Origin of the sequence: Cellulomonas carbonis (assembly GCF_014636275.1) — a bacterium.
GTDB lineage: Bacteria > Actinomycetota > Actinomycetes > Actinomycetales > Cellulomonadaceae > Actinotalea > Actinotalea carbonis.
The window spans coordinates 770379-795049 of the sequence record NZ_BMEB01000002.1 but is presented as its reverse complement, the minus strand read 5'-3'; the positions used below and the strand labels follow the sequence as shown (position 1 = coordinate 795049).

Genomic DNA, 24671 nt, shown 5'->3' with positions numbered 1-24671 from the left:
TGGCACGGTACCCGCTGGACCCGTGGCGACCACCCCGTGTTCGCCCAGGGCAGGACGCCCCGTCGGTCCGAGGTCAGTCCGAGTACACGTGCGGCGCGAGCGTCCCGACGAACGGCAGGTTGCGGTACTTCTCGGCGTAGTCCAGCCCGTACCCGACGACGAACTCGGTCGGGATGTCGAACCCGACGTAGCGCACGTCGACCTCGACCTTCGCGGCCTCGGGCTTGCGCAGCAGCGTCGCGATCTCGACCGACGCGGCTCCCCGCGTCCGCAGGTTCGACAGCAGCCACGACAGCGTCAGGCCCGAGTCGATGATGTCCTCGACGATGAGGACGTGCCGCCCGGTCAGGTCGGTGTCGAGGTCCTTGAGGATCCGCACGACGCCCGACGACGACGTCCCGGCGCCGTACGACGACACCGCCATCCAGTCCATCTCGACCGGCAGGTGCAGGCGCCGCGCGAGGTCCGCCATGACCATGACCGCACCCTTGAGGACGCCCACGAGGAGCAGGTCCCGGCCCGCGTAGTCGGCGTCGATCTCGCCCGCCATCTCGGTCAGCCGGTCGGCGATCTGCTGCTCGCTGAGGAGGACCCGCTCGAGGTCGGTGCCCATGTCGGATGCGTCCACTCACTGCTCCCTGGTGCTCGCCGCCGGGCGTCCCGGCTCCGTCGGCGGCGCGACCTCCGCCGCACCGACGGCCAGCCTGCCACAGGACCGAGCGGCCCGACGGCCGCCCGGGAGGGCGACGGCGCCCTGACCGTGCCAGTCCGTGACGAGCGCGTCGACCGCGAGGACGTGCGAGCGGTGCAGCGCGCCCGCGGGCACGCCGGCCCCGACGAGCGCCGCCCGCAGCGCGCGGCGACGCACCGCGGCCGGGGCGCCCGCGAGGACCCCGACGTCGAGGACGGCGAGGCCGGCGCCGACGCCGTCGTGCTGGACCTGCGCCTGCGCGAGCAGCTCGCGGGCCGCGAGGTCGAGCGCGTCGGCGTCCTCCGCGAGCTGCCGGGCGGTCCGCGCGAGCGCGTCGCGCACGCCCGGACCGAGGACGGACTCGAGCACGGGGAGGACCTCGTGCCGCACGCGCGAGCGCAGCGGCGGTCGCGGCCCGTGCGCCCCCGGCGCCGCCGCGCCGGCCGGCCCGTTCGTGGGGTCGTCCCACGGCTCGAGCCCGAGCGCCTCGCACGCCGCGCGCGTCGTCGTCCGCGGCACGTCGAGCAGCGGGCGGCGGAGCACCCCGCGGCGCGCCGGCATGCCCGCGAGCGAGCGCGCCCCGGACCCGCGGGCGAGCCCGAGGAGGACCGTCTCGGCCTGGTCGTCGAGGGTGTGCCCGAGGAGCACGGCCTGCGCGGTGTGCCGGCTCGCCGCGGCGTCGAGCGCGGCGTACCGCGCGTCGCGCGCAGCGGCCTCGGGCCCGCCCGCGGCGCCCACCTCGACACGGACCACGTCGACGGGGTCGAGCCCGAGCGCGCGGCACACCCGCCCGGCGCCGGCGGCGACGACGTCGCTGCGGGGCTGGAGGCCGTGGTCGACGACGACCGCTCCCGCACGCAGGCCCGCGCGCTGCGCCACGAACGCCGTCGCGGCCGCGAGGGCGAGCGAGTCGGCGCCGCCCGAGCACGCGACGAGCACGAGCGACCCGGCGGGCACGTCGGCGAGGCACGAGCGCACCGCGACGCGCAGCGCGGCGACCTCGGGTGCGGGCCCCGTCATGGCTCGACCGCGTGCCTCAGCCGTGCACGCGGCGGACCCACGCACGCGGGTCGGCGAGCTCGAGCGGGGTCGGCAGCGCGTCCGGCCCGGTCCAGACGGCGTCGAGCGCACCCCGGCCACCCGCACGGCGCACGCCGCGGACGAACGCGGCCCCGGTCCGGTACTGCGCGAGCTTCGCGTCCATCCCGAGCAGGCGACGCAGCAGCCGGTCGACCCCGCGGGCTCGCCGCCGCCGCGCCTCCATGCGCGCCCGGAGGCGCCGTCGGGAGGGGATGTCGCGGGCGCCCACACGGTCCATCGCGACGTCGGCGTGCCCCTCGAGCAGGGACATGACGGCGGTGAGCCGCTCGACCCGCGCGCTCTGGGCCTCGTCGAGCGCGAGGTCGAGCAGCGACCAGTCGGGCCGGAGACCGCCCGGCCGGACCGCACGGGCCACGCCCTCGACCATCGCGCGCAGGTCCTGCCCGGGCGAGCGCGTCAGCTCCTCGACCAGCGCCCCGACCTCGCGCGACAGGTGGTCGCGCAGCCACGGCGCGGCGGCGAACTGCAGCGCGTGCGTCTGCTCGTGGACGCAGACCCACAGGCGGAAGTCCTCGGCCGTCGCGGACAGCGCGCGCTCCACGTGCATCACGTTGGGCGCGACGAGCAGGAGCCGCTCGGTGAACGGGTCGTACTGGCCGAGCACCCGGCCCGCGAGCAGCGCGAGCATCGCGGCGGCCTCGGCCGTCGCGGGCACGGGCACGCCGTGCCCCGGGCGACCGTCGCCGACCATGAGACCGAAGGAGCGTGCCGCGGCGCGCGTCCAGCCGGGACGGTCGACGACGAGCACCTGCGCACGCCGGTCCGTGCCGCCGGACGCCGCGAGCGGGCCCTCGAGCCCCGACGAGCGGACCGCGACCGGCAGCGCGCGCCGTGCCGCGGCGTGCAGCGAGTCGACGACGGCGCGCAGCTCGTCGCGCGTCCCGGTCGGACCCGGGTCGGTGAGGCGCCCGGCCCACCGGCCGGCGGCCTCCCAGTCGACGTCGAGCGACCGCGCGCGGTCACCGTCGCGCCGCGTGCGGTCCTGCGTCGGGGTGCTCACCGCCTCACGGTAGCCCGCACGCGCACCCGGCCAGCTGCTGGACGAACGCGTCCACGACGCGGCGGGGCCCGAGCTGCCCGCCCGGCGGCGTGCGGTCCGCGACGACGGCGAACAGCAGGTGCCGGCCCTGCTGCGTCACGACGGTGCCGGCGAGCGACGTCACGCCGACGAGGCTGCCGGTCTTGGCCCGGACGAGGCCGCGCGCGGGCAGGTCGCCGTACCGGTCGCCGAGCGTGCCCTGCCACCCGGCGACGGGCAGGTCCACGAGCACGCCGCGCAGCTGCGCGTCCGCGTCGGCGACGCGCATGAGGTCCACGAGCAGCGAGGTCGGCAGCGCCGAGCCCTCCGCGAGGCCGCTGCAGTCGGCGAGCACGGCACCCTCGACGTCGACGCCCAGCCCACGGACCTCGGCGAGCACGGCGCGCGTCGCGCCCTGGAAGCTGCCGGGCAGGCCCGCGTCGAGCGCGACGAGGCGCCCCACGACCTCGGTGACCGTGTTGTCCGACGTGTGCAGGAGGTAGCGCACGACCTCGCGGACCGTCGCCGAGCGCACGGACGCGAGGGGGACCGCGGACGCCGGGGCCGTCGCGCGCGCGGGCTCGCCGACAACGGTGACGCCGCGGTCGCGCAGGAGGGCCGCGAAGGTCGTCGCCGCGTGCATCGACGGGTCGGCGTGCCGCGGGGGGTACGGCTCCTCGCGGGTCTTGGCGATGTTCACGGCGATCGGGCTGACGCGCGCCATGTACCCCAGCGCGAGGTCGCCGGGCGTCCAGCCGGGGGCCACGTCGGGGCCCGAGAAGAGCGTGTCGTCGAGCGCGAGCGTCACCTCGGTGGTCCCGGCGAGGGCGAGGGCGCGCGCGGTGTCGTCCGCGAGGTCGGCGAGGCCGGCCCGTCCGTTGATCGCGTCGGGGTCGCCCGCACCGGCCGCGAGCATGACGTCGCCGCCGCCCACCAGCACGATGCGCCCCGGCCCCTGCTGGACCACGCGCGTCTCGACCGTCGCGTCGGGACCGAGCGCGCTCGTCGCGGCGACCGCGGTCAGGAGCTTCGCGGTCGACGCGGGCTCGCGCGGCGTCGCGCCGCCGACGTCGACGAGGACCTCGCCCGTCACGCCGTCGGCCACGACGATCCCGACCGACTCCCCGATCCACCGGTGCGCCACGACCGCGTCGGCGAGCGCACGCAGCTCGTCCGCCTCCGGCAGCGGGACGGGGTCGGTCGGCTCGGGGGGGCCGGCGAGCAGCCCTGGCGGCTCGACGGCCCCGGGCGCGGTCGGGAACGGGACGGGCGGCGGGTACGGCGCGTCGAGCGTGACGACGCCCGGGACGACGTCGTAGGCGTCGGCGGTGACCCACCCCGCGCCGAGGAGGACGACGACGCCCGCGACGGCCGCGGTGACGCGCGTCGTGGACATGCACCCTCCGGTCCCCGTCGGCGCCCGTGGGCACGGGCGTGCTCGTGCGGGCGGCCTGCCGGTCGGGCGGCCGCTGGGACAGACTAGTGTCGGCGCATGTCGGTGCAGCACGACCGACGGCGGGCGGCCCGGCGCGCGGGCACGCGAGGACAGGACCGGCCCGACAGGCCACGACGGGCCCGGGCCACCCGGGCCGTGGAGGAGAGCTGTGGAGTTCGACGTCACGATCGAGATCCCCAAGGGACAGCGCAACAAGTACGAGGTCGACCACGAGACCGGCCGGATCCGCCTGGACCGGATGCTCTTCACCTCGACGCGGTACCCGGACGACTACGGCTTCATCGACGGGACGCTCGGCGAGGACGGCGACCCGCTCGACGCCCTCGTCCTCCTCGAGGAGCCGACGTTCCCCGGCTGCCTCATCCGCTGCCGCGCGCTCGGGATGTTCCGCATGCGCGACGAGGCGGGCGGCGACGACAAGGTCCTCTGCGTCCCGATGGGCGACCAGCGCGCGTCGTGGCGCCAGGACATCGACGACGTGAGCGAGTTCCACCGCCTCGAGATCCAGCACTTCTTCGAGGTCTACAAGGACCTCGAGCCCGGCAAGTCGGTCGAGGGCGCCCACTGGACGGGCCGCGCCGAGGCCGAGGAGGAGATCCGCCGCTCGTTCCAGCGGGCCAAGGACGCCGGGCACCACACCATCTGACCGACGGCCGCGGCGTGCGGGGTCCAGCCGTCGCAGGTCCGCAGCACGCACGAGGGCCGGCACCCGGGAGGGTGCCGGCCCTCGTCGCGTCCGGGGGGGCTGCGCCGTCGTCGGGCGGTCGCGCGACCAGCGCTCAGGACGGGGTCAGGACGGGCTCAGGGGCGGCCGGCGAACGGCATGGTCCCCGACCAGCGCACCGAGGTGACGCGGACCGGGACGCCGGGGCGCGACGCCTCGACCATCTGCCCGCCCCCGACGTACATCGCGACGTGCGTGATCGACGTCGGGTCGTTGCCGCGGCCGTAGAAGATGAGGTCGCCCGCGCGCAGCTGGTCGTACGCGATCTTGCGGACCTGCTTGTACTGGTCGCGCGACGTGCGGTTGATCGAGAGCCCGGCCGCCTTCCACGCCTGCGACGTGAGGCCCGAGCAGTCGTAGCCGTCGGGGCCGGTCCCGCCCCACAGGTAGGGCGTGCCGACCTTGCCCATCGCCCACTCGACCGCCGCCTGGCCCTGTCCGGCCGAGCCGCGCTGCGAGCCGGTGCCCAGGCCGTAGGGGTCCGAGGCAGGGGGCTCGGGCCTGGGCTCGGGCTCGGGCTCGGGCTCGGCCGCGGGTGGCGGCGGCGGCGTGGTGGGTGCGGGCGGTGCGGGCGGCGGCTCGGCGGCGGGCGGAGCCGCCGGGGTCGCGGGCGTCGCGGGGGTGGCCGGGGTCGCGGGGGGCGCGGCCGGGGTGGCCGGCGTCGCGGGGGTCGCCGGCGTGGGCGTCGTCGGCGCGGGCGTCGTCGGACCCGCCGGCGTGCCCGTCGCCGGGCCGGCCGCACCGGGGACCCGGACCCCGCGGTCGGCCGCCGCAGCGGCCTCCTGACGAGCCCGGCGCTCGGCGTCGACGGCGTCCTGGCGCGCGCGCTCGAGCTCGACGGTCGTCTGGCGTCGCGCCGCGAGCTCGACGATGAGCAGCTCGCGCTCCGCCGTCGCGCGGTCGACCTGCTCCTGCGCGGCGACCTGCGCCGCCTCGGCGTCGGCGAGCGCGTCGTCGGCCTCGGCGGACGCCGCCTCCGCGTCCGCGAGCGCGTCGGCGGTCCGCTCGGCGAGCGTCGCCTGCACGAGCTCGGCCGCCTGGAAGCGCTGCACCACACCCTGGGCACGCTCACCGAGCCGCTGGACCGCCTCGGTGCGGACCACGAGGTCCTCGAACCCGTCGGCCGAGAGGAAGGCCCCGACGGTGTCCATCGAGCCACCGGACCGGTACGCCTCCATCGCGATGACGCCGAGCTCGGCGCGCGCGGCCTCGAGCTCGACCCGCGCCGCCTCCTCGCGCTCGGCGGCGTCGCGCGCGGCCTGCTGCGCCTCCTCGACCGCGACGAGCGCGCCCGTGTAGCGCTCCGCCGCGGCCTCGACCGCGGTCCACGCCGTGTCGGCGACCGCGCTGTGCTCGGCGAGCCGGGACTCGAGCCGGGCGATCTGCGCGGCGGTCGACGCGACCGCCTCGTGCGCCGCCTCGACCTCGTCGTCACCGGGGGCGGCGACCGCGGGCGCGGCACCGACGGCGAGCGCGACGAGGAGTGCTGCCGCGAGACGGCGTCGCGGCTGGTGCTGTGGCACGGGGGTCCTCGGGTCGTGGTCGCGGGGTGCGTCGCGGGCGCAGGAGGCGCGTCGCGAGGTCGCACGGCGGTGCGCTGCGGGGGCAGCGCGGACCGCCGACGACGACGCTACCCACCAGCAGCCCCATCGGGAACACCCGTCACGCGATTCACATCATTCACATCCGGCACATCGGACACATCGGGCGGTGCGCGCGTCCGGTGACGCAGGCGGGTCACCCGACCGGAGCAGCCCGCGAGCGCACCGCGGACGCCGGACGGCGGCACGGCCCTCTCCCGCGTCGGTGGCGGGTCCGCGACTCGCGCGGCCCGGGCACGAGACGGCGGTCTCACCATCCGGTCGGGGCTTCTCGTGCGGCCGCGACGGGCCTAGCGTGCGTGCCATGTACTGCCGAATGTGCCGCTGACCCGCGCACGTTCGGTGGTGTGCCCGCACCCGGCCGGAACGGCTGCCCCGTCGCAGCCCCGCTGAGGTCCTGGCACCGATCCACGTGCACGTCCGTCCCAGTCCTCCGTGGGCTGGCCAGGTCAGTGCGCTGGCAGTGGTCACCCGCGGCTCATGCCCCAGGAGACCCTCGTGACGAACCCCGCCTGGTCCTTCGAGACCCGCCAGATCCACGCCGGCCAGACCCCCGACCCCGCCACGGGCGCCCGCGCCCTGCCGATCTACCAGACGACGTCGTTCGTCTTCCCCGACGCCGACACGGCGGCCGCGCGCTTCGCGCTCGCCGACCTCGGCCCGATCTACACGCGCATCGGCAACCCCACCCAGCAGGTCGTCGAGGACCGGATCGCCTCGCTCGAGGGCGGCGTCGGCGCGCTCCTGCTCGCGTCGGGGCAGGCCGCAACCACGTTCGCCATCCTCAACGTCGCCGAGGCCGGTGACCACGTCGTCGCGAGCCCGAGCCTGTACGGCGGCACGTACAACCTGCTCGGCCACACGCTGCGCAAGCTGGGCGTCGAGACGACGTTCGTGACCGACCCGCACGACCCGCAGGCGTGGCGTGACGCGATCCGCCCGAACACCAAGGTGTTCTTCGCCGAGTCGGTGCCGAACCCGCGCGCCGACGTGCTCGACATCGAGGCGGTCGCCGAGGTCGCGCACACCCACGGCGTCCCGCTGGTCGTGGACAACACGATCCCCACGCCGTACCTGCTGCGCCCGCTCGAGCACGGCGCGGACGTCGTCGTGCACGCCGCGACCAAGTTCCTCGGCGGTCACGGCACGGCCATCGGGGGCGTCGTCGTCGACGGCGGCAGCTTCGACTTCGCCCAGCACCCCGAGCGGTTCGCGAACTTCAACACGCCCGACCCGACCTACAACGGGCTCGTGTACGCGCGGGACCTGGGCGTCGGCAGCGCGTTCGGCGCGAACCTGTCGTACATCCTCAAGGCGCGCGTGCAGCTGCTGCGCGACCTCGGCTCGGCGATCTCGCCGTTCAACGCGTTCCTCATCGCGCAGGGCCTCGAGACGCTCTCGCTGCGCATCGAGCGCCACGTCGAGAACGCGCAGCGCGTCGCCGAGTGGCTCGAGGCGCGCGAGGAGGTCCGGACCGTGCACTACGCCGGTCTCCCGTCGAGCCCGTGGCACGCCAACGCGCAGAAGTACCTGCCGCGCGGCGTCGGCGCGGTCCTCGCGTTCGAGCTCGACGGCGGCGCCGAGGCGGGCAAGGCGTTCGTCGACGCGCTCGAGCTGCACTCGAACCTCGCCAACATCGGCGACGTCCGCTCGCTCGTGATCCACCCGGCGTCGACGACGCACTCGCAGCTGAGCCCCGAGGAGCAGGCGCTCTCGGGTGTCACGCCCGGCCTCGTCCGCCTCTCGGTCGGCCTCGAGCACGTCGACGACATCCTGGCGGACCTGGACGCAGGCTTCCGCGCGGCCAAGGGGGCCTGATGTCGTCGCCCTCCCCCAGGCCGCGCACACCCACCGAGGTGGACACGCCGGGCCGACGCCGGGCGAGCGCCGTAGGTTGGCACGTCGTGCAGACCGACACCGCTCCCGCCCCGACGGCGCCCGTCGCCGGCCGGCGCGCGCCCGTGTGGGCGGCCGGTCCCGCGGTGCCCGCGAGCGCGGCCTGGCGGGAGGGCGACCCGGTCGGTCGCCGGCAGTTCGTCGACATCGGCGACCTGACCCTCGAGTGCGGCGTGACGCTGCCGGTCCGGGTCGCGTACGAGACGTGGGGCGAGCTGTCGCCGTCGGGCGACAACGCCGTCCTCGTCCTGCACGCGCTCACCGGCGACTCGCACGTGACCGGCCCGGCCGGGCCCGGCCACCCGACCGCCGGGTGGTGGGACTCGCTCGTCGGACCCGGTCGGCCGATCGACACCGACCGCTGGTTCGTCGTCGCGCCGAACGTGCTCGGCGGCTGCCAGGGCACGACGGGTCCCGCGTCGACGGGCCCCGACGGGCGCCCGTGGGGCGGGCGGTTCCCGTTCGTCACGACGCGCGACCAGGTCGCGGCCGAGATCGCCGTCGCGGACGCGCTCGGGATCGACTCGTGGGCGCTCGTCGTCGGCGCGTCCATGGGCGGCATGCGGGTCCTCGAGTGGGCCGTCACGGCCCCCGAGCGCGTGCGCGCGCTCGCCGCGATCGCGACCACGGCGCAGTCGTCGGGCGACCAGATCGCGTGGGCGCACCCCCAGCTCGAGGCGATCCGCTCGGACCCGGGCTGGAACGGCGGGGACTACTACGACCTGCCCGAGGGGGCCGGCCCGCACATCGGCCTCGGGATCGCGCGCCAGATCGCGCACACGACGTACCGCAGCCCGCGCGAGCTGGACGTGCGCTTCGGCCGTGACGCGCAGGACGTCGAGGAGCCCCTCGGCGGGGGCGGCCGGTACGCCGTCCAGTCCTACCTCGACCACCACGCCGGGAAGCTCGCGCGCCGGTTCGACGCCAACTCCTACCTCGTGCTGACCGAGTCGATGCTCTCGCACGACGTCGGCCGCGGTCGGGGCGGGGTCGAGGAGGCGCTCGGCACCGTGACCGGGCGCGCGCTCGTGGTCGCGGTCGACACGGACCGCCTCTACCTGCCCGAGCAGTCCGAGCGCATGGCGGCCGGGCTGCCGGGCTGCGACGGGATGCACCTCATCCGGTCGGACTTCGGGCACGACGGGTTCCTCATCGAGGCCGAGCAGGTCGGCACGCTCGTCCGCGACTTCCTCGGCTGAGCCGCGACGGGGCCGGGACGAGCGGGCGCCGCGTCGGCGCGGCCTCCCTAGCATGGCGGCCATGACCGACCTGGCGACCACCGACCGTCTGCTCCGCGCCCAGTGGCTGCGGCTGCGCGAGTGGCTCGACGAGCTCGACCTGGACTCGACGCAGGCGCCGAGCGTCCTGCCCGGGTGGCGCGTCGCCGACCTCGTCGCGCACCTCGGCCGCTCGCTCGAGGCGCTCGCCGTGACGCAGCCCGCACCGGCCGGCGTCGCCCCCGTGCCCCTCGGCGACTACCTCGCGACCTACGCGCCGCGCGCGGAGAGCATCGACGAGGCGACGCGCGCGCTCGCCGCCCAGATCTCCGACGACCCCCTCGCCGCGCTCGACCGCGTGGCCGAGAGCGCGTTCACCCAGCTGCACGACCTGCGCGCGACGGGCCCCGACCCGGTCGTGCAGGCCCGCGTCGCACCGCTGCTGCTGTCGGACCTCGCGCTCACGCGGCTCCTCGAGCTCGTCGTGCACGGCGACGACCTCGACCGCTCGCTCCCCCACGCACCGGGTGACGTGGTGCTCGACGAGGCGCTCGCCGTCGTCGCCGACGCGCTCCTGCGGGTCCTGCTGGGCGAGGGGGGATGGAGCCTCGAGGTCGTCGAGCCGCGGGCCTGGGTGCGCCTCGCGTGCGGGCGCACGCCCGTCGACGCGGCGACGATCGGCTCCGCGCTGCGCCCCGTGCACACGTCCGAGTCGCTGCCCGAGCTCGCGGGCCACCTGCCCGTCCTGTGACGCGACGACGGGCTACGGTCGCGTCATGACCATGCTCGCCGCCGTCGCCGCACGCACCGACCCCGCGGACCCGCTCTCGGGCCTCGAGCTGCGGGACGTCGAACGTCCCGACCCGCCGCAGCACTGGTCCGTCGTCGACGTGCGGGCCGCGAGCCTGAACCACCACGACCTGTGGTCCCTGCGCGGCGTGGGCCTGCCCGCTGACCGCCTCCCGATGGTCCTGGGCTGCGACGCCGCGGGCGTGACGGCCGACGGCCGCGAGGTCGTCGTGCACGCCGTCGTCGGCGCGACCGGGCACGGCGTCGGCCCGACCGAGCGGCGCTCGATCCTGTCCGAGCAGCACCCCGGGACGCTCGCGGAGCAGGTGGCCGTCCCGACGTGGAACCTCGTCGCCAAGCCGACCGAGCTCTCGTTCGAGGAGGCCGCGTGCCTGCCGACGGCGTGGCTCACCGCCTACCGGATGCTGTTCCGCAGCGCCGCGGCCCGCCCGGGCGACCGCGTGCTCGTGCAGGGAGCGGGCGGCGGCGTCGCGACCGCGGCCGTGGTGCTCGGCGCCGCGGCGGGCGTCGAGGTCGTCGTGACGAGCCGGGACGCCGCCAAGCGCGACCGCGCGCTGTCCCTCGGTGCGAGCGTCGCCGTCGAGCCCGGCGCCCGGCTGCCGTTCCGCGTCGACGCCGTGCTCGAGACCGTCGGGGCCGCGACGTGGGCGCACTCGGTGCGGTCGCTGCGCCCCGGCGGCACGATCGTGGTCGCCGGCGCGACGACGGGCGACGCCTCCCCCATGGAGCTCCAGCGGATCTTCTTCACCGAGCTCACCGTCGTCGGCGCGACCATGGGCGACAAGGAGGACCTCGAGGCGCTGCTGCGCATGCTCGTGCGGACGGGCGTGCGACCCGTGGTCGACTCCACCGTCCCGCTGACCCGCGTGCACGACGGGTTCCGGCGCCTCGCGTCGGGCGAGCAGGTCGGCAAGGTCGTCGTCACGGTCGGCGACTGAGCGGGCCGTGGCAGCCGCGCGGTGGGCGCAGGACGTCCTCGGCCCCGACTTCGAGGCGCTGACGCTGCCGCTCGCCGACGACGACGAGGGCGAGGTGGTCGCGACCCTCGTCCGGTACCGCCCCGAGGAGCCCGAACCGGTCCGACCCGCACGAGCGGTCCTGTACGTGCACGGGTGGAACGACTACTTCTTCCACGTCGGCCTCGCCCGCTACTGGCACGGCCAGGGTGCCGCGTTCTACGCGATCGACCTCCGCAAGTACGGCCGGAGCCTGCGCGAGCACCAGACGCCCGGCTACGTCGACGACCTCGCGACGTACGACGAGGAGCTCGGTCTGGCCCTCGCCCGGATCCGCGCCGACCTCGGCCGCCGGGTGAGCGTGATGATGGTCGCGCACTCGACGGGTGGCCTCGTCGCGGCGCTGTGGGCCGACCGCCACCCGGGCCAGGTCAGCGGTCTCGTGCTCAACACGCCGTGGCTCGAGCTGACGGGGTCCTCGGTCATGCGGACGCTCAGCGCGCCCGTCGTGCAGCAGATCGCGCGGACGGCGCCGCGGTCGCCGATCCTCGTCCTGGACCCGGGCTTCTACGCACGCACGCTGCACACGGCGCACGGCGGCGAGTGGGACTACGACCAGCGCTGGCGGCCGACGCCGTTCTTCCCCGTCCGGGCCGGGTGGCTGCACGCGATCCTGACCGGGCACGCCGCGGTCGCACGCGGGCTCGACCTCAGGGTCCCGGTGCTCATGGCCGCGTCGGACCGCAGCGTCATCGCGCCCCGGTGGCGCGAGGAGATGCGCGAGGCGGACGTCGTCCTCGACGTCGACCTCCTCGCGCGGCGTGCGGTCCTGCTCGGGCCCGTGGTCACGGTCGTGCGCGTCCGCAAGGGCCTGCACGACCTCACGCTGTCGCCGGCCCCCGTGCGCGAGCGCTACTACGCCGAGGTCACCCGGTGGCTCGCGGCGTACGGGTGGGCGGGGCCCACGGCCTGAGCCGTCGGCCGGGCGGGGCCCTGAGCCGTCCGGCCGGTCAGCGCCCGAGCGACGGGTCGACGAGCTCGGCCAGGGTCGGCCCACCCTCGTGCCCCGCGCGCCACACGCGCCAGCCGTCGACGGCGACGCCGCCCGCCGCGTACGTCGCGCTGTGCAGGTCCGCGAAGCACCGGCCGTCCGTGAGCTCGACGACGCCGTCGGGGTGCAGCAGCGCCTCGTGCACCTCACCGCGGCGTGCGCGTGCCCACACCAGGCGGGTCACCTCGCCGAGCCGCGCGGCCAGGTCGGCGAGGACCAGGTCGGGTGCGGGCTCGTCGTCGTACGGGTCGGTCACGGGCGGGTCCGCGGGCGGCTGCTGGAGCGGGATCCCGCCCGAGGTGGTGCCGCGCACGCCCGACGCCCCGACCGGGACGGCGAACGGGGGTGGGACGACGACCGGCCGCGGACGCTCGGGTGCGGGCTCGCGGCGGTCGCGCGGGCGCCGCGGGACCGGCTGGAGCTGCGGCTGCTCGCGCGGGACGGCCGACCGCCCGACGGGCACGACGTCGACCAGCCGCCCCCCGCCGGGCCCCTCGGTGACCCGCACCTGGAGCACCTCGACCTGGTGGCCGCGCTGCAGGAGGAACTCGAGCACGTCGACGACGCCGGGGGCGATGGCCGAGCACACCAGCAGCAGCCGCGCACCCCAGCGCAGCGACGGCGTGAGGAGCTCGGTCGCGGGGACGGTCCGTCGGAACGCCTCCAGGTGCGTCGCGAACCTCTCCGGCCCCGCGCTGTACAGGGCCGCGAGCTCGTCACCGGTCAGCCGCGCCGCCCGGCCGGCGTGCCGCAGCGCGCGCAGGCACGCCTCCTCGTCGAGCAGGCCGACGACCTCGACGACGACCGGCTGCCCGGACGCGTCGACCGCGAGCAGGTGCGGCTCGTCGTCGCGCCCGGGGGTACGCGCACGCAGCGGGAGGAGGTGCTCGCCGAGGAGCGCGTCGAGCTGCTCGGCGACGTCGGGACGGGCGCGCCCGGCGGACGCCGGTGTCTGGAGGGCGACCTGCCGGGCGCCCTCGGGGCGCGAGGAGACCATGCGTGTGTCCGATGTTCAGGGGGCGGGGGGGCCGTCGCCCAAGGTAGTGGTTCGGACATACCGGGCGATACCGCCCGTACGAGGTAATCCCGGGGACCTCGCGACCTGCCGACGGGCGTCGGCGGACCGGCCCTCAGCCCGCGCCGGCGGGTCGGTCGTCGACCACGTCGACGACGAGCGTCGGCCACGTGCGCAGCAGCGGCACCCACGCGTCCGGGGCGCCGGTCGGGAGTCCGCCCGGGACGACGCGGGCGTCGGGCAGCAGCCGCACGGATGTCCCGGTGGTGCCGTCCGGGTCGAGCGGAACGAGGTCCGTCACGGGCACGCCGTGCTCGTAGCGCTGGGACCACGAGCCGTGGGGGCGCCGGTTGGTGTGGACGAGCCACGCGCTGAGCGCGGCGACGGTCGAGATGCCGCGTCGCGGGTGCCCGTCGGGCAGGAGCGGCGCGTCGGCGGTGTCGAAGAAGCGCACGTCACGGGTCGACATGACGGGCTTGCGGACGGGCTGCCCGTGCTCGTCGAGGCGGGTGTCGGTCCCGCGACCGTCGTCGTCGACGGAGACCGACCCGTCCCGGTGGAGCCGCACGACGCACCGGCCCGCACCCCGGTCGTCGGCCTCCTCGGACGCGTACGCGAGGACCTCGAGCACGAGGTGCAGCACCCCGCCGGGCGCGAACCGCTCAGGGTCGGCACGGATCCGCCCGAGGTGCTCGGCGTCGACCGAGCGCGACCACTCGTGGGTCGTGACCGCCCACCGGTCGGTCGTCACCGGCGGGCGATCGCGTCCGCGAGCAGCTGGGCGAGGTGCACGCCCTGGGCGTCCGCGAGCTGGTCGGCCTGCGTGCGGCACGAGAAGCCGTCCGCGAGCAGCACCGTCCCGGGCGCCGCGTCGCGCAGCGCCGGGAGGAGCGCGCGCTCGGCCACCGCGACCGACACGTCGTAGTGGCCGCGCTCCATGCCGAAGTTGCCCGCCAGCCCGCAGCAGCCCGCGAGGCTCGTGACCTCGGCGCCCGTCGCGCGCAGGAGCGCGCGGTCGGCGTCGTAGCCCATGACCGAGTGCTGGTGGCAGTGCGGCTGCGCGAGGACCGAGACGCCGTCGAGCCGGGGCACGTCCCACGCGTCGGGGCCGAGCGGCGCGGGCGCGGTCAGCAGCTCGGCGAGCGTCCGCGTCGCGTGCGCGACGGCGACCGCGCGCGGGTCGTCCGGCAGGAGGTCGAGCAGGTCCGAGCGCAGCACCGCGGTGCACGACGGCTCGACGCCGACGATCGGGATGCCGTTGACCGCGTACGGGCCGAGGACGCCGAGCAGGTCGGTGAGGCGGCGGCGCGCACCGTCGAGCTGGCCGGTGCTGATCCACGTCAGACCGCAGCAGGCGGGCCGGTCGGGGACGATCACCTCGTACCCGGCGTCCTGGAGCACCGTGATCATCGCGCGCGGGACGTCGGGGTCGAACCCGTCGCTGAACGAGTCGGACCACAGGACCACGCGGCGTGCCGGGTCGACGCCCCCGGTGGCGTGCGCCGCGGTCGAGGCGCTGGCCTCACCGAGACCCTGGTTGGCGTGCGTCGAGCCCTCGGCGGACCGCCGCTCCCACCACGTGCGGAACGGGACCTCGGCGAAGCGCGGGATCTCGCGCCGCGTGTCCATCCCGCCGAGCGCGAGCACGGCCTTCGCGACCGGCCGCACGCCGAGCACCGCGTTGGCGACCCGGCCGAGCCGCAGCCGCCCGACGAGCGCCGACCAGCGCGGCAGCCACCCGAGCGCGTAGTGGTTGACCGGCCGCAGCCGGCCCTTGTACGTGCGGTACAGGACCTCGGCCTTGTACTGGGCCATGTCCACGCCGGCGGGGCAGTCGCTCGAGCACGCCTTGCACGACAGGCACAGGTCGAGCACCTCGTGCACCTCGCGCGAGGCCGGTCCGCGCGTCACGAGCGTCCCGTTGGCCATCTCCTGCAGCACGCGTGCGCGGCCCCGCGTCGAGTCCTTCTCGTCGCGCGTCGCGAGGTAGGAGGGGCACATGAAGCCGCCCTGCGCCGACGAGTCGGCACGGCACTTGCCGACCCCGACGCACCGGTGCACCGCGGTCGTCAGGTCGCCGCCGTCGTGCGCGAACGCGAAGCCGGTCGCCCTCGGCAGCGGGCGTGCGTGCGGGCGGCGCAGGTCCGCGTCGATGGGCCGCGGTCGCACGACGACGCCCGGGTTGAGCACGTCGGTCGGGTCGAAGAGCTCCTTGACCTCGCCGAAGAGCCGGATCGCGTCCGGTGAGTACATGAGCCCGAGCAGCTCGCCGCGCGCCCGGCCGTCGCCGTGCTCACCCGACAGCGACCCGCCGTACGACGTCACGAGCTCGGCGGCCTCGGTCATGAACGCGCGGAAGCCGGGGACGTCGTCGGCGCGCGAGAGCGGGACGTCGAGCCGCACGTGGATGCACCCGTCGCCGAAGTGCCCGTACGGCAGGCCGTCGACGCCGTGCCGCGCCATGAGGGCGTCGAAGTCGCGCAGGTACGCGCCGAGGCGCTCGGGCGGCACCGCGGCGTCCTCCCAGCCGGGCCAGGCCTGCGCACCCGACGGCGTCCGCCCGCCGAGTCCCGCGCCGTCGGCGCGGATCTGCCACAGCGACGACGCCTCGGGACCGGGCGGCACGACGCGTGCCGACACCGCCTGCGCGTCCGCGACCATCGCCTCGGCGCGCGCGAGCGCCTCCTCACGGGTCGCGCCGCCCATCTCGACCATGAGCCAGCCGGCGCCCTCGGGCAGTGCGGGCACGTGCGCCTCGCCGCGGTGCCGACGCACGACGTCGACGAGGCGTGCGTCGAGGCCCTCGACCGCGAGCGGCCCGTGGGCGAGGAGGGCCGGGACCGCGTCGGCGGCCGACGGCATGTCCGCGTAGCCGAGCACGACGAGGACCGCCGCGTCCGCGATGGGCACGAGGTTCACGGTGGCCTGCAGGACCGTCACGAGGCTGCCCTCGGTGCCGACGAGCATCTTCGCCAGGTCGCCGCCGCGCTCGGGCAGCAGGTGCTCGAGCGAGTATCCCGACACCTGCCGGCCGAAGCGGCCGAGCTCGGTGCGGATGGTCGGGAGGTTCGCGGCGACGAGCGACGCGAGCCCGGGGACGGCGTCGAGCGCGCCCGCACCGGACCCCGCGGTGAACCGGCGCCCGTGCCCGTCGACGACGTCGAGCGCGACCACGTTGTCCGCGGTGCGCCCGTACGCGACGGCGTGCGGACCGCACGCGTTGTTGCCGATCATCCCGCCGAGGGTCGCGCGGTTCTGCGTCGACGGGTCCGGGCCGAACCGGAGCCCGAACGGCTTCGCCGCGGCCTGCAGCGCGCTCATGACGACACCGGGCTGAACGACGGCGGTCCGCGCGTCGGGGTCGATCTCGCCGATCGCGGTCAGGTGCCGGGAGGTGTCGACGACGATGCCCGGGCCGATCGCGTTGCCCGCGACCGAGGTCCCCCCGCCCCGGACGGTCAGGGGCGTCCCGGTGGTGCGGGCGACCTCGGCGACGGCGAGCAGGTCGTCGGTGTCGCGCGGGACGACGACGACCTGCGGGACGACGCGGTAGTTGGACGCGTCGGTCGAGTACTCGGCGCGGCGGCGCGTCGCGGCGTCGACGTCGCCCCGCACCGCGCGCCGCAGCTCGTGCAGCAGCTCGGGGGTCGCGACGGCCGGGGCTGCGACCCCCGCCTCGTGCGGCGCGGTCGTGGTCACGGGGGGATCCTGCCACGCGGCCCCTGGGACCCGGCGGGCAGGACCGTGGTCCGGACGACGCGGGCTACGGCAGGCGCGACGCGGGCCGGACGGCCGCCTCGCCCGCGCGGGCCGGGTCCAGCGGCACGGGGCTCACGAGGGTCGCCGGACCGCGGTGCAGCACGCCCGTCGTCAGCGGCATGCACCGCACGCCGCCGCGCCCCCGCATCGCGCGGTGGGCGCCGGGCGCGAGCACGCGGTCCATCCAGGCGCACGGGTTGGCCTGACGGCCCGGGCGCAGCCGGACGACGTCGCCGCGCGACTCGATCGCGATCTCCTCCCCCAGCAGCGGCGCGAGCTGCGCACCCCGCAGGACGACGTTGCGGCGTGCGAGCAGCGGGTCGAACGGAGCCGTGCCGAGCTCGGCGGCGATCGCCTCGAGGCCCTCGACGGCGATGAGCGTGACGGCGGCGTCCATGTGCGCGGCCTTGCCGTAGAACCGGTCCCCGACGATCCCCTTCCCCGCGACGACGTCGACCCGGTCGGCGTCGGTCGTGGGGACGTCGGCCGCGCCGTCGCGCGGGCGGCCGAAGTACGCGTGCTCGGGCGAGACGAGCAGGTGCAGCACCTCGACGTCGTAGCGGTAGGCCGTCGCGGGCCTGGTGTCGGTCACTCCTCGACGTACTCGAGCAGGTCGCCCGGCTGGCACCCGAGCACGCGGCACATCGCCTCGAGCGTGCTGAACCGCACCGCCTTCGCCCGGCCGTTCTTGAGCACCGCGACGTTCGCGGGCGTCAGCCCCACGCGCTCGGCGAACTCGCCGACGCTCATCTTGCGGCGGGCCAGCTCGACGTCGATGCGGACGACGATCGGCATCAGATCACCTCGTCCATGTCTGCGCGCAGCGCGGCGGCCTGACGCAGGAGCGCGCGCATCACGACCATGAGCAGGACGACGACGCCGCCCACGAGGACCATGCCGCCCATCGCGATCGGGACGCCGGGGTCCCGCAGCTCGGGCGTGACGTAGATCGTGACGCCGAGCGCGAGCGCACCCGCCGCGAGCAGGAGCCACCCGACGGTCACGGCCCACACGATCCCGTCGACCCAGCCGAACGCGTCGCGGCGGAAGATGCGGTCGGCGACGACCATCCCCAGCAGGCGCCACGTGCAGACGATCACGACCTCGACGCACACGAGCACGAGCACCGCCACGGCGGTCAGGGGCCAGCGCAGGGGCGCGAGCGCCGGCTCGTCCTGCGTGACGCTCGCGATCTGGCCGGGCCACGACAGCGTCTGCCCGACCAGCGCCGCGAGAAGCAGCAGCGCGAGGAGCACCCGCAGCAGGCGCACCGCCGTGATCGTGAGGTTCATGCGGTGAGCCTGGTGACGCACCTATCGAATGTCAATCGAGACGCCGGCCGGGCGTGCCGACGGCGTGGCGTCGCTCGCGCGGGTTCGCCCGGGGCGCGCCCCCGGTCGCGCGGGTCCACGACCCGGGTGAACCTGGGAGGACGGCCGCCGGGGCACCTCCGTGGCCGTCCCCGACCCGTGGAGGACCCGTGCGTGCACTCACCTGGCAGGGAAACGAGAAGCTCTCCGTCGAGACGGTCCCGGACCCGCAGATCGTCGAACCCACGGACGCCGTCGTCCGCATCACGTCGACCGCGATCTGCGGCTCCGACCTGCACCTGTACTCGACGCTCGGGATGTTCATCGACAAGGGCGACATCCTCGGCCACGAGCCCATGGGCGTGGTCGAGGAGGTCGGCCCCGAGGTGACGAACCTGCGCGTCGGCGACCGCGTCGTCGTGCCGTTCGTCATCGCGTGCGGGCACTGCTTCATGTGCACGCGCGGCCTGCCCACGCAGTGCGAGACGACGCAGAACCGGCACGCGTCCAAGGGAGCTTCCCTGTTCGGCTACACCAAGCTCTACGGGCACGTCGCGGGCGGCCAGGCGGAGTACCTGCGGGTGCCTCAGGCGCAGTACGGCCCGATCGTGGTGCCCGACGACGGCTCGCCCGACGAGCGCTGGCTGTACCTGTCCGACGTCGTGCCCACGGCGTGGCAGGCGGTGCGGTACGCGGACGTCCGGCCGGGCGGGACGGTCGCGGTCATCGGCCTGGGGCCGATCGGGCAGATGGCCTCGCGCGTCGCCCGCTTCCTGGGCGCCGAGCGCGTGATCGGCGTGGACCTCGTCACCGAGCGGCTCGCGATGGCGCGCCGGCACGGCGTCGAGACGATCGACCTGCGCGACGTCGACGACGTCCCGACGGCGATCCGCGACCTCACCGACGGGCGCGGGCCCGAGTCCGTCATCGACGCCGTCGGCATGGAGGCGCACGGCTCACCCGTCGCCGAGGCGATGGGACGCGCCACCGCGCTGCTGCCCGACGCGATGGGCCGCAAGGCCATGGAGACCGCGGGGCTCGACCGGCTCGCGGCGCTCTACACCGCGATCTCGACGGTGCGGCGCGGCGGGACGCTGTCGCTCTCGGGCGTGTACGGCGGCACCGCGGACCCGCTGCCCATGATGGAGCTCTTCGACAAGCAGGTGACCGTCCGGATGGGCCAGGCGAACGTCCAGGCGTGGCGCGACGAGATCCTGCCCGTCCTCCAGCGCGACGACGACCCGCTGGGCGTGCTCGACCTGCGGACGCACCGCGTGCCCCTCGAGGACGCACCGGCCTGGTACGAGACGTTCCAGAAGAAGGAGGACGGCTGCATCAAGGTCGTGCTCGACCCGGCGCTGCCCAAGGCCGGCTGACCCCCGGACGACGACGCCCCCGCACCGGACGGTGCGGGGGCGTCGTGCCGCGGCGGTGGCGGCGTCAGGCGAGCGACGCGTCGAGCGAGATGGTCGTGCCGGTGAGCGCCTTGCTCACGGGGCAGGTGTCCTTGGCCTCGCGCGCGGCCGCGAGGAACCCCTCCTCGTCGAGGCCGTCGACCTCGCCGCGGACCGTGAGCTGGATCCCGTCGATGTGGAAGCCGCCGGCCGGGTCCGGCGCGAAGGACACGTCGGCCGACACCTCGAGCGACTGCGGCGTGCCGCCCGCCTGCCCGATGAGCGCGGACAGCTGCATCGCGAAGCACGACGAGTGCGCCGCCGCGATGAGCTCCTCGGGCGAGGTGACGCCACCCGCCTCCTCCGAGGTGCGGCGCGGCCACGAGACGTCGAACGTGCCGACCTTCGAGCTGCTCAGCTCGACCTGGCCGGATCCGTCCTGCAGCGTGCCGTTCCATGCGGTGCGGGCGTGGCGCGTGGTCATGGGGACCTCCGTGGGTCGGGGACGGTCGGGGCACCCGGCTCCCCCGGGCGCGACCTCGACGCTAACGAGCCCGCGCGCGGACGGCACCTGGTCGCGCCCCGTGCGCGTCAGACCGACGGCTCGTCGGCCGCCTCGTGCCGTCCGACCGGTGCCGCGGCGCGCTCGGCCCGCGCCTCGAGCACGAGCAGGGCACCGACCACGGCGGCCCCGGCGACCACGAGCGCGACGACGAGCCCGACGTCGTCGCCCGGGGCGAGGAGACCACGCTCGTCGTCCTGCCACGGCCACAGCGCGCGCAGCGACCCCGCCATGAGACCGGTCATGACGACGAGCGTGATCCGGTGGCGGTGCTCGAGCAGCCACTGCAGGCCGCTCACGAACACCGAGAGGCCGAGGACGGCGCCGAGCGCGAACACGCCGAGGTAGCCGAGGTCGCGGTCGTTCACCGCGGCGATCGTCGGCTGGTACAGCCCGAGCGTGAGCAGGAGGAACGAGCCCGAGATCCCGGGCAGCACGAGCGCGCACACCGCGACGGCGGCCGCGGCCGCGACGACGAGCGGCGAGGGCTCCTGCTCGGCGGCCGGCGGGATCCCGGTGAGCGCGAAGGCCGCGGCCGCGGCGAGCAGCCCGACGAGGACCTCGCCCGGGGTCCAGCGCCCGCCGACCATGCGCGCGGGGACGACCAGCGACGCGAGGATGAGCCCGGCGAAGACGGCGCGGGCACCGGTGGGGTGGTCCTCGAGCACGGGCTCGAGGAGCCGCGCGCCGAGCACGACGGCGGTGACCATGCCGAGCCCGATCGGCAGCACGGCACCCCAGCGGACCTGCCGCAGGTGGTGGCGCGCCGCGCCGGGGTCGCGCCGCCCGCCGAGCCGCGCGAGCGACGTCGCGACACCGCGGACGAGGTGGCCCGCGGAGCGGATGAGGGTCTCGTAGACGCCGACGAGGAGCGCGATCGTGCCGCCGCTGACGCCGGGGACGATCTCCGCCGCCCCGATGAGCGCGCCGCGCCCCACGAGCCCGAGGCGCTCGCCCCAGCCGCGGGGCGGTGCGTGGTGCGGCGCGACCGCGTCCGGCTCGTCGTCGGCGGGGCCGGTCGGTCGGTTCGTCCGATTCGTCGTCACGCGGCTCGAGCCTACCGATCACGCGCGCCGACGGCGGGACGGACCGGCGGGCGGACGGACGGAGCGGCGGACGCACCGGTGGGGCCCGCGTCCTGGGACGCGGACCCCACCGGGCGGGGGCCGTCACCACGGGTGGCCGCCGGAGGGCGACGGCCCCCTGCTACGGGCACCTGACGGGCCCGTGACGGGCGCCGGGCCGGCCGCCGCTCAGCGCGTGTCGCTCCCCGAGGTGACCACCGCAGCACGGCCCGCCTCGAGGCGGGCGATCGGGACGCGGAACGGCGAGCACGACACGTAGTCGAGCCCGACCTCGTGGAAGAAGTGCACCGACTCCGGGTCGCCGCCGTGCTCGCCGCACACGCCGAGCACGATGTCGGGCCGCTCACGGCGACCCTCCTCGACCGCGATCCGGACGAGGCGCCCGACGCCGCGGCGGTCGATCGTCTCGAACGGCGACACCGAGATGACGCCGCGCTCGGTGTACTCCGTGAAGAACGCACCCTCGACGTCGTCGCGCGAGAAACCCCACGTGGTCTGCGTCAGGTCGTTCGTGCCGAACGAGAAGAACTCCGCCGCCTGCGCCATGCGGTCCGCGGTGAGCGCGGCCCGCGGGAGCTCGATCATCGCGCCGATCGGGACGTGCAGCTCGACGCCCTGCTCGGCGGCGACGTCCGCGAGGATCCGCTCGGCCTCGTCCCGGACCAGGTGCAGCTCCATGACCGACGCGGCGAGCGGCACCATGATCTCGGCGTGGGGCCGGCCCCCCTCCTTCAGCCGTGCGGCCGCGGCCTCCGCGACGGCACGGATCTGGAGCGCGAACAGGCCGGGGACCACGATCCCGAGCCGGACGCCGCGCAGGCCGAGCATCGGGTTCGCCTCGTGCATGCGCTGCACCGCCGCAAGGAGGTCGCGGTCGCGGTCGACGACCTCGCCCGTCTCGCCGCGCTCGGCCGCGAGCGCGACCTTGACGGAGAGCTCGGTCAGGTCGGGCAGGAACTCGTGCAGCGGCGGGTCGATGAGCCGGATCGTCGTCGGGCGGCCGTCCATCTCGCGCAGGATCTCGGTGAAGTCCGCGCGCTGGAGCGGCAGGAGCGCGTCGAGCGCGGCCTGACGCTCAGCGTCCTCGCGGGCCAGGATCAGCCGCTCGATGAGGACGCGTCGCTCGCCGAGGAACATGTGCTCGGTGCGGCACAGGCCGATGCCCTGCGCACCCCACACGCGAGCGCGGTGCGCGTCACCCGGGGTGTCGGCGTTCGCGTGCACGCGCAGCCGACGGACCGTGTCGGCGTGCGTGAGCACGCGGTCCACGGCCTTGACGAGCTCGCGCGTGTCGTCGTCGGCGGCGTGCTCGAGCGCGACGTCGAGGCCGTCCTCGAGGTACTGGACGACGGGCGACGGGACCACCGGGACGGCGCCGAGGAAGATCTCGCCGCTGGACCCGTCGATCGCGATGACGTCGCCCTCGCGCACGACCTTCTTCCCGACCCGCATCTCGCGCGCCACGACGTCCACGTCGAGCTTCTCGGCGCCGACGACGCACGTGGTGCCCATGCCGCGCGCGACGACGGCCGCGTGCGACGTCTTGCCCCCGCGCGACGTGAGGACGCCGACCGCCGCGATCATGCCGCCCAGGTCGTCCGGGTTGGTCTCGCGCCGGACGAGGACGACGTCCTTGCCCTCGGCCGCCCACGCCTGCGCGGTCGCCGAGTCGAAGACCGCCATGCCGACCGCCGCGCCGGGCGAGGCCGCCATGCCGGTCGCGAGGAGCGTGCGCTCGGCGCCCGAGTCGAACTGCGGGAACATGAGCTTGCTCAGCTGCTGGCCGCTGACCCGCTCGAGGGCCTCGTCCATCGTGATGAGGTGCTCGTCGACGAGCTGCGTCGCGATCCGGAAGGCCGCGGCCGCGGTCCGCTTGCCGACGCGCGTCTGGAGCATCCAGAGCTTGCCGCGCTCGATCGTGAACTCGATGTCGCACAGGTCGCGGTAGTGCGTCTCGAGGCGGCGCATCGCCTGGCGCAGCTCCGCGTACGACGTCGGGTCGAGCGTCTCGAGGTCCGCGAGCGTGAGCGTGTTGCGGATGCCCGCGACCACGTCCTCGCCCTGCGCGTTGGGCAGGTAGTCGCCGTACACGCCCGAGTGGCCGGTGGACGGGTCGCGCGTGAAGCACACGCCCGTGCCCGACGACGGGCCGAGGTTGCCGAAGACCATCGACACGACGTTGACGGCCGTGCCGAGGTCGTGCGGGATGCGCTCGCGGCGGCGGTACAGGCGCGCCCGCTCGGTGTTCCACGAGTTGAAGACGGCCGTGATCGCGAGGTCGAGCTGCTCGCGCGGGTGCTGCGGGAACTCGCGACCGGACTCCTCGTGCACGATCTGCTTGAACCAGCCGACGAGCTCGCGCAGGTCGTCCGCGGTGAGGTCGGTGTCCGCGGTCACGCCGCGCACGTCCTTCATCTGCTCGAGGGCACCCGAGAAGCGCTCGCCGTCGATGTCGAGCACGGTCTTGCCGAACATCTGGATGAGCCGGCGGTAGGAGTCCCACGCGAAGCGCTCGTCGTCGGAGAACTTCGCCAGGCCCTGCACCGACGCGTCGTTGAGCCCGATGTTCAGGACGGTCTCCATCATCCCGGGCATCGAGAACTTGGCGCCGGAGCGCACCGACACGAGCAGCGGGTCGTGGAAGTCGCCCAGCCCGCGGCCGAGCTCGTCCTCGAGGCGGCGCACCGCCATGGTGACCTCGACCCGCAGGTCGGGCGGCAGCTGGCCGTCGGCCATGTAGGCGCGGCAGGCCTCGGTGGTGATCGTGAAGCCGGGCGGAACGGGGAGCCCCAGACGGGTCATCTCGGCGAGGTTCGCACCCTTGCCGCCGAGGAGGTCCTTGAGGTCCTTGTTGCCCTCGCTGAAGTCGTAGACGTACTTGGCCACGAGACGTCCCTCTCTCACCGGACGGCGGCCCCGTTGCCGCCGTCACGTCCTCCCAGGGTGCTCCTGCCCGCCCCGGGGTGGGAGGGGACCTCGGTCCCGGCCGTACGCACCGACCCGTCCCTAGCGTGGAGGTGCGCGA

Annotated in this window: 21 protein-coding genes; 7 read left to right on the top strand and 14 right to left on the bottom strand. The window is 75.7% G+C overall.

Going from position 1 to position 24671, the window contains the following annotated elements; genetic code table 11:
• Window positions 1-73 precede the first annotated feature (73 nt).
• The 4 genes from hpt to dacB are packed head-to-tail and all read right to left on the bottom strand — an operon-like array spanning window position 74 to window position 4206.
• A complete protein-coding gene (gene hpt / locus IEV86_RS08835; RefSeq protein WP_043610163.1) occupies window positions 74-628 on the bottom strand; it encodes a hypoxanthine phosphoribosyltransferase in 555 nt (184 codons plus the stop codon).
• Window positions 629-1711: a tRNA lysidine(34) synthetase TilS gene (gene tilS, locus IEV86_RS08830; protein WP_188484629.1), complete on the bottom strand. Its 1083-nt coding sequence runs from the start codon at window positions 1709-1711 to the stop codon at window positions 629-631. It lies immediately after the preceding gene.
• A 16-nt stretch (window positions 1712-1727) separates the two neighbouring features.
• Window positions 1728-2792, bottom strand: coding sequence for a zinc-dependent metalloprotease (locus IEV86_RS08825; protein WP_043610264.1), 1065 nt, complete (start codon window positions 2790-2792; stop codon window positions 1728-1730).
• A gap of 4 nt (window positions 2793-2796) precedes the next feature.
• Window positions 2797-4206, bottom strand: coding sequence for a D-alanyl-D-alanine carboxypeptidase/D-alanyl-D-alanine endopeptidase (gene dacB, locus IEV86_RS08820; RefSeq protein ID WP_043610266.1), 1410 nt, complete (start codon window positions 4204-4206; stop codon window positions 2797-2799).
• 208 nt (window positions 4207-4414) lie between these two features.
• On the opposite strand from dacB, the gene IEV86_RS08815 reads away from it, so the two are divergent.
• Entirely contained in the window at window positions 4415-4912 is a 498-nt protein-coding gene (locus tag IEV86_RS08815) for an inorganic diphosphatase (RefSeq protein ID WP_043610269.1), read from the top strand.
• Window positions 4913-5067: 155 nt separating this feature from the next.
• On the opposite strand, the gene IEV86_RS08810 is transcribed toward IEV86_RS08815, so the two are convergent.
• Window positions 5068-6513: a C40 family peptidase gene (locus tag IEV86_RS08810; RefSeq protein WP_188484628.1), complete on the bottom strand. Its 1446-nt coding sequence runs from the start codon at window positions 6511-6513 to the stop codon at window positions 5068-5070.
• A gap of 558 nt (window positions 6514-7071) precedes the next feature.
• Here IEV86_RS08810 and IEV86_RS08805 point away from each other — a divergent pair.
• From IEV86_RS08805 to IEV86_RS08785, 5 genes are all read left to right on the top strand, one after another.
• Complete coding sequence (locus IEV86_RS08805) at window positions 7072-8409, top strand: bifunctional o-acetylhomoserine/o-acetylserine sulfhydrylase (RefSeq protein ID WP_268235218.1); 1338 nt, start codon at window positions 7072-7074, stop codon at window positions 8407-8409.
• Between the two features lie 86 nt (window positions 8410-8495).
• On the top strand, window positions 8496-9686 hold the full coding sequence (metX, locus tag IEV86_RS08800) for a homoserine O-acetyltransferase MetX (protein ID WP_229734568.1): 1191 nt from the start codon (window positions 8496-8498) through the stop codon (window positions 9684-9686).
• A 61-nt stretch (window positions 9687-9747) separates the two neighbouring features.
• Complete coding sequence (locus IEV86_RS08795) at window positions 9748-10455, top strand: maleylpyruvate isomerase N-terminal domain-containing protein (RefSeq protein WP_043607011.1); 708 nt, start codon at window positions 9748-9750, stop codon at window positions 10453-10455.
• Window positions 10456-10486: 31 nt separating this feature from the next.
• The gene (locus IEV86_RS08790) at window positions 10487-11452 is read left to right on the top strand and encodes a zinc-binding dehydrogenase (protein ID WP_043607013.1); all 966 of its coding nucleotides are present in this window, start codon (window positions 10487-10489) and stop codon (window positions 11450-11452) included.
• Window positions 11453-11459: 7 nt separating this feature from the next.
• Window positions 11460-12443, top strand: a complete 984-nt coding sequence (locus tag IEV86_RS08785; RefSeq protein ID WP_043606975.1) for an alpha/beta hydrolase — start codon at window positions 11460-11462, stop codon at window positions 12441-12443.
• 37 nt (window positions 12444-12480) lie between these two features.
• Here IEV86_RS08785 and IEV86_RS08780 read toward each other — a convergent pair whose 3' ends face one another.
• The 6 genes from IEV86_RS08780 to IEV86_RS08755 all read right to left on the bottom strand — a co-directional run bounded on the left by IEV86_RS08780 (window position 12481) and on the right by IEV86_RS08755 (window position 18587).
• Window positions 12481-13518 (bottom strand): hypothetical protein, encoded by a 1038-nt coding sequence (locus IEV86_RS08780; protein ID WP_052426242.1) that lies wholly within the window; start codon window positions 13516-13518, stop codon window positions 12481-12483.
• 133 nt (window positions 13519-13651) lie between these two features.
• Entirely contained in the window at window positions 13652-14287 is a 636-nt protein-coding gene (locus tag IEV86_RS08775; RefSeq protein WP_043606978.1) for an ATP-binding protein, read from the bottom strand.
• Window positions 14284-17235 (bottom strand): FAD-binding and (Fe-S)-binding domain-containing protein, encoded by a 2952-nt coding sequence (locus tag IEV86_RS08770; RefSeq protein ID WP_043606979.1) that lies wholly within the window; start codon window positions 17233-17235, stop codon window positions 14284-14286. Before IEV86_RS08770 ends, IEV86_RS08775 begins: the two co-directional genes overlap by 4 nt.
• A gap of 64 nt (window positions 17236-17299) precedes the next feature.
• Complete coding sequence (locus tag IEV86_RS08765) at window positions 17300-17887, bottom strand: MOSC domain-containing protein (protein WP_043606980.1); 588 nt, start codon at window positions 17885-17887, stop codon at window positions 17300-17302.
• A complete protein-coding gene (locus tag IEV86_RS08760; protein ID WP_043606984.1) occupies window positions 17884-18090 on the bottom strand; it encodes a helix-turn-helix domain-containing protein in 207 nt (68 codons plus the stop codon). Before IEV86_RS08760 ends, IEV86_RS08765 begins: the two co-directional genes overlap by 4 nt.
• Window positions 18090-18587: a DUF2975 domain-containing protein gene (locus tag IEV86_RS08755; RefSeq protein ID WP_043606988.1), complete on the bottom strand. Its 498-nt coding sequence runs from the start codon at window positions 18585-18587 to the stop codon at window positions 18090-18092. Before IEV86_RS08755 ends, IEV86_RS08760 begins: the two co-directional genes overlap by 1 nt.
• Window positions 18588-18775: 188 nt before the next feature.
• On the opposite strand from IEV86_RS08755, the gene IEV86_RS08750 reads away from it, so the two are divergent.
• The gene (locus IEV86_RS08750; RefSeq protein ID WP_043606991.1) at window positions 18776-19981 is read left to right on the top strand and encodes a zinc-dependent alcohol dehydrogenase; all 1206 of its coding nucleotides are present in this window, start codon (window positions 18776-18778) and stop codon (window positions 19979-19981) included.
• Between the two features lie 64 nt (window positions 19982-20045).
• Here IEV86_RS08750 and IEV86_RS08745 read toward each other — a convergent pair whose 3' ends face one another.
• The 3 genes from IEV86_RS08745 to ppdK all read right to left on the bottom strand — a co-directional run bounded on the left by IEV86_RS08745 (window position 20046) and on the right by ppdK (window position 24532).
• A complete protein-coding gene (locus IEV86_RS08745; RefSeq protein WP_043606994.1) occupies window positions 20046-20483 on the bottom strand; it encodes an OsmC family peroxiredoxin in 438 nt (145 codons plus the stop codon).
• Between the two features lie 107 nt (window positions 20484-20590).
• Complete coding sequence (locus tag IEV86_RS08740) at window positions 20591-21607, bottom strand: DUF368 domain-containing protein (protein ID WP_229734566.1); 1017 nt, start codon at window positions 21605-21607, stop codon at window positions 20591-20593.
• Between the two features lie 207 nt (window positions 21608-21814).
• Window positions 21815-24532, bottom strand: coding sequence for a pyruvate, phosphate dikinase (gene ppdK, locus IEV86_RS08735; protein ID WP_043606996.1), 2718 nt, complete (start codon window positions 24530-24532; stop codon window positions 21815-21817).
• Window positions 24533-24671 lie beyond the last annotated feature (139 nt).

Excerpts from the sequence above, each read along its gene's own strand:
- tilS (WP_188484629.1), bottom strand. The coding sequence starts at position 1,711 with ATGACGGGGCCCGCACCCGAGGTCGCCGCGCTGCGCGTCGCGGTGCGC.
- dacB (WP_043610266.1), bottom strand. The coding sequence starts at position 4,206 with ATGTCCACGACGCGCGTCACCGCGGCCGTCGCGGGCGTCGTCGTCCTC.
- IEV86_RS08805 (WP_268235218.1), top strand. The coding sequence starts at position 7,072 with ATGCCCCAGGAGACCCTCGTGACGAACCCCGCCTGGTCCTTCGAGACC.
- IEV86_RS08795 (WP_043607011.1), top strand. The coding sequence starts at position 9,748 with ATGACCGACCTGGCGACCACCGACCGTCTGCTCCGCGCCCAGTGGCTG.
- IEV86_RS08790 (WP_043607013.1), top strand. The coding sequence starts at position 10,487 with ATGCTCGCCGCCGTCGCCGCACGCACCGACCCCGCGGACCCGCTCTCG.
- IEV86_RS08780 (WP_052426242.1), bottom strand. The coding sequence starts at position 13,518 with ATGGTCTCCTCGCGCCCCGAGGGCGCCCGGCAGGTCGCCCTCCAGACA.
- IEV86_RS08760 (WP_043606984.1), bottom strand. The coding sequence starts at position 18,090 with ATGCCGATCGTCGTCCGCATCGACGTCGAGCTGGCCCGCCGCAAGATG.
- IEV86_RS08755 (WP_043606988.1), bottom strand. The coding sequence starts at position 18,587 with ATGAACCTCACGATCACGGCGGTGCGCCTGCTGCGGGTGCTCCTCGCG.
- IEV86_RS08745 (WP_043606994.1), bottom strand. The coding sequence starts at position 20,483 with ATGACCACGCGCCACGCCCGCACCGCATGGAACGGCACGCTGCAGGAC.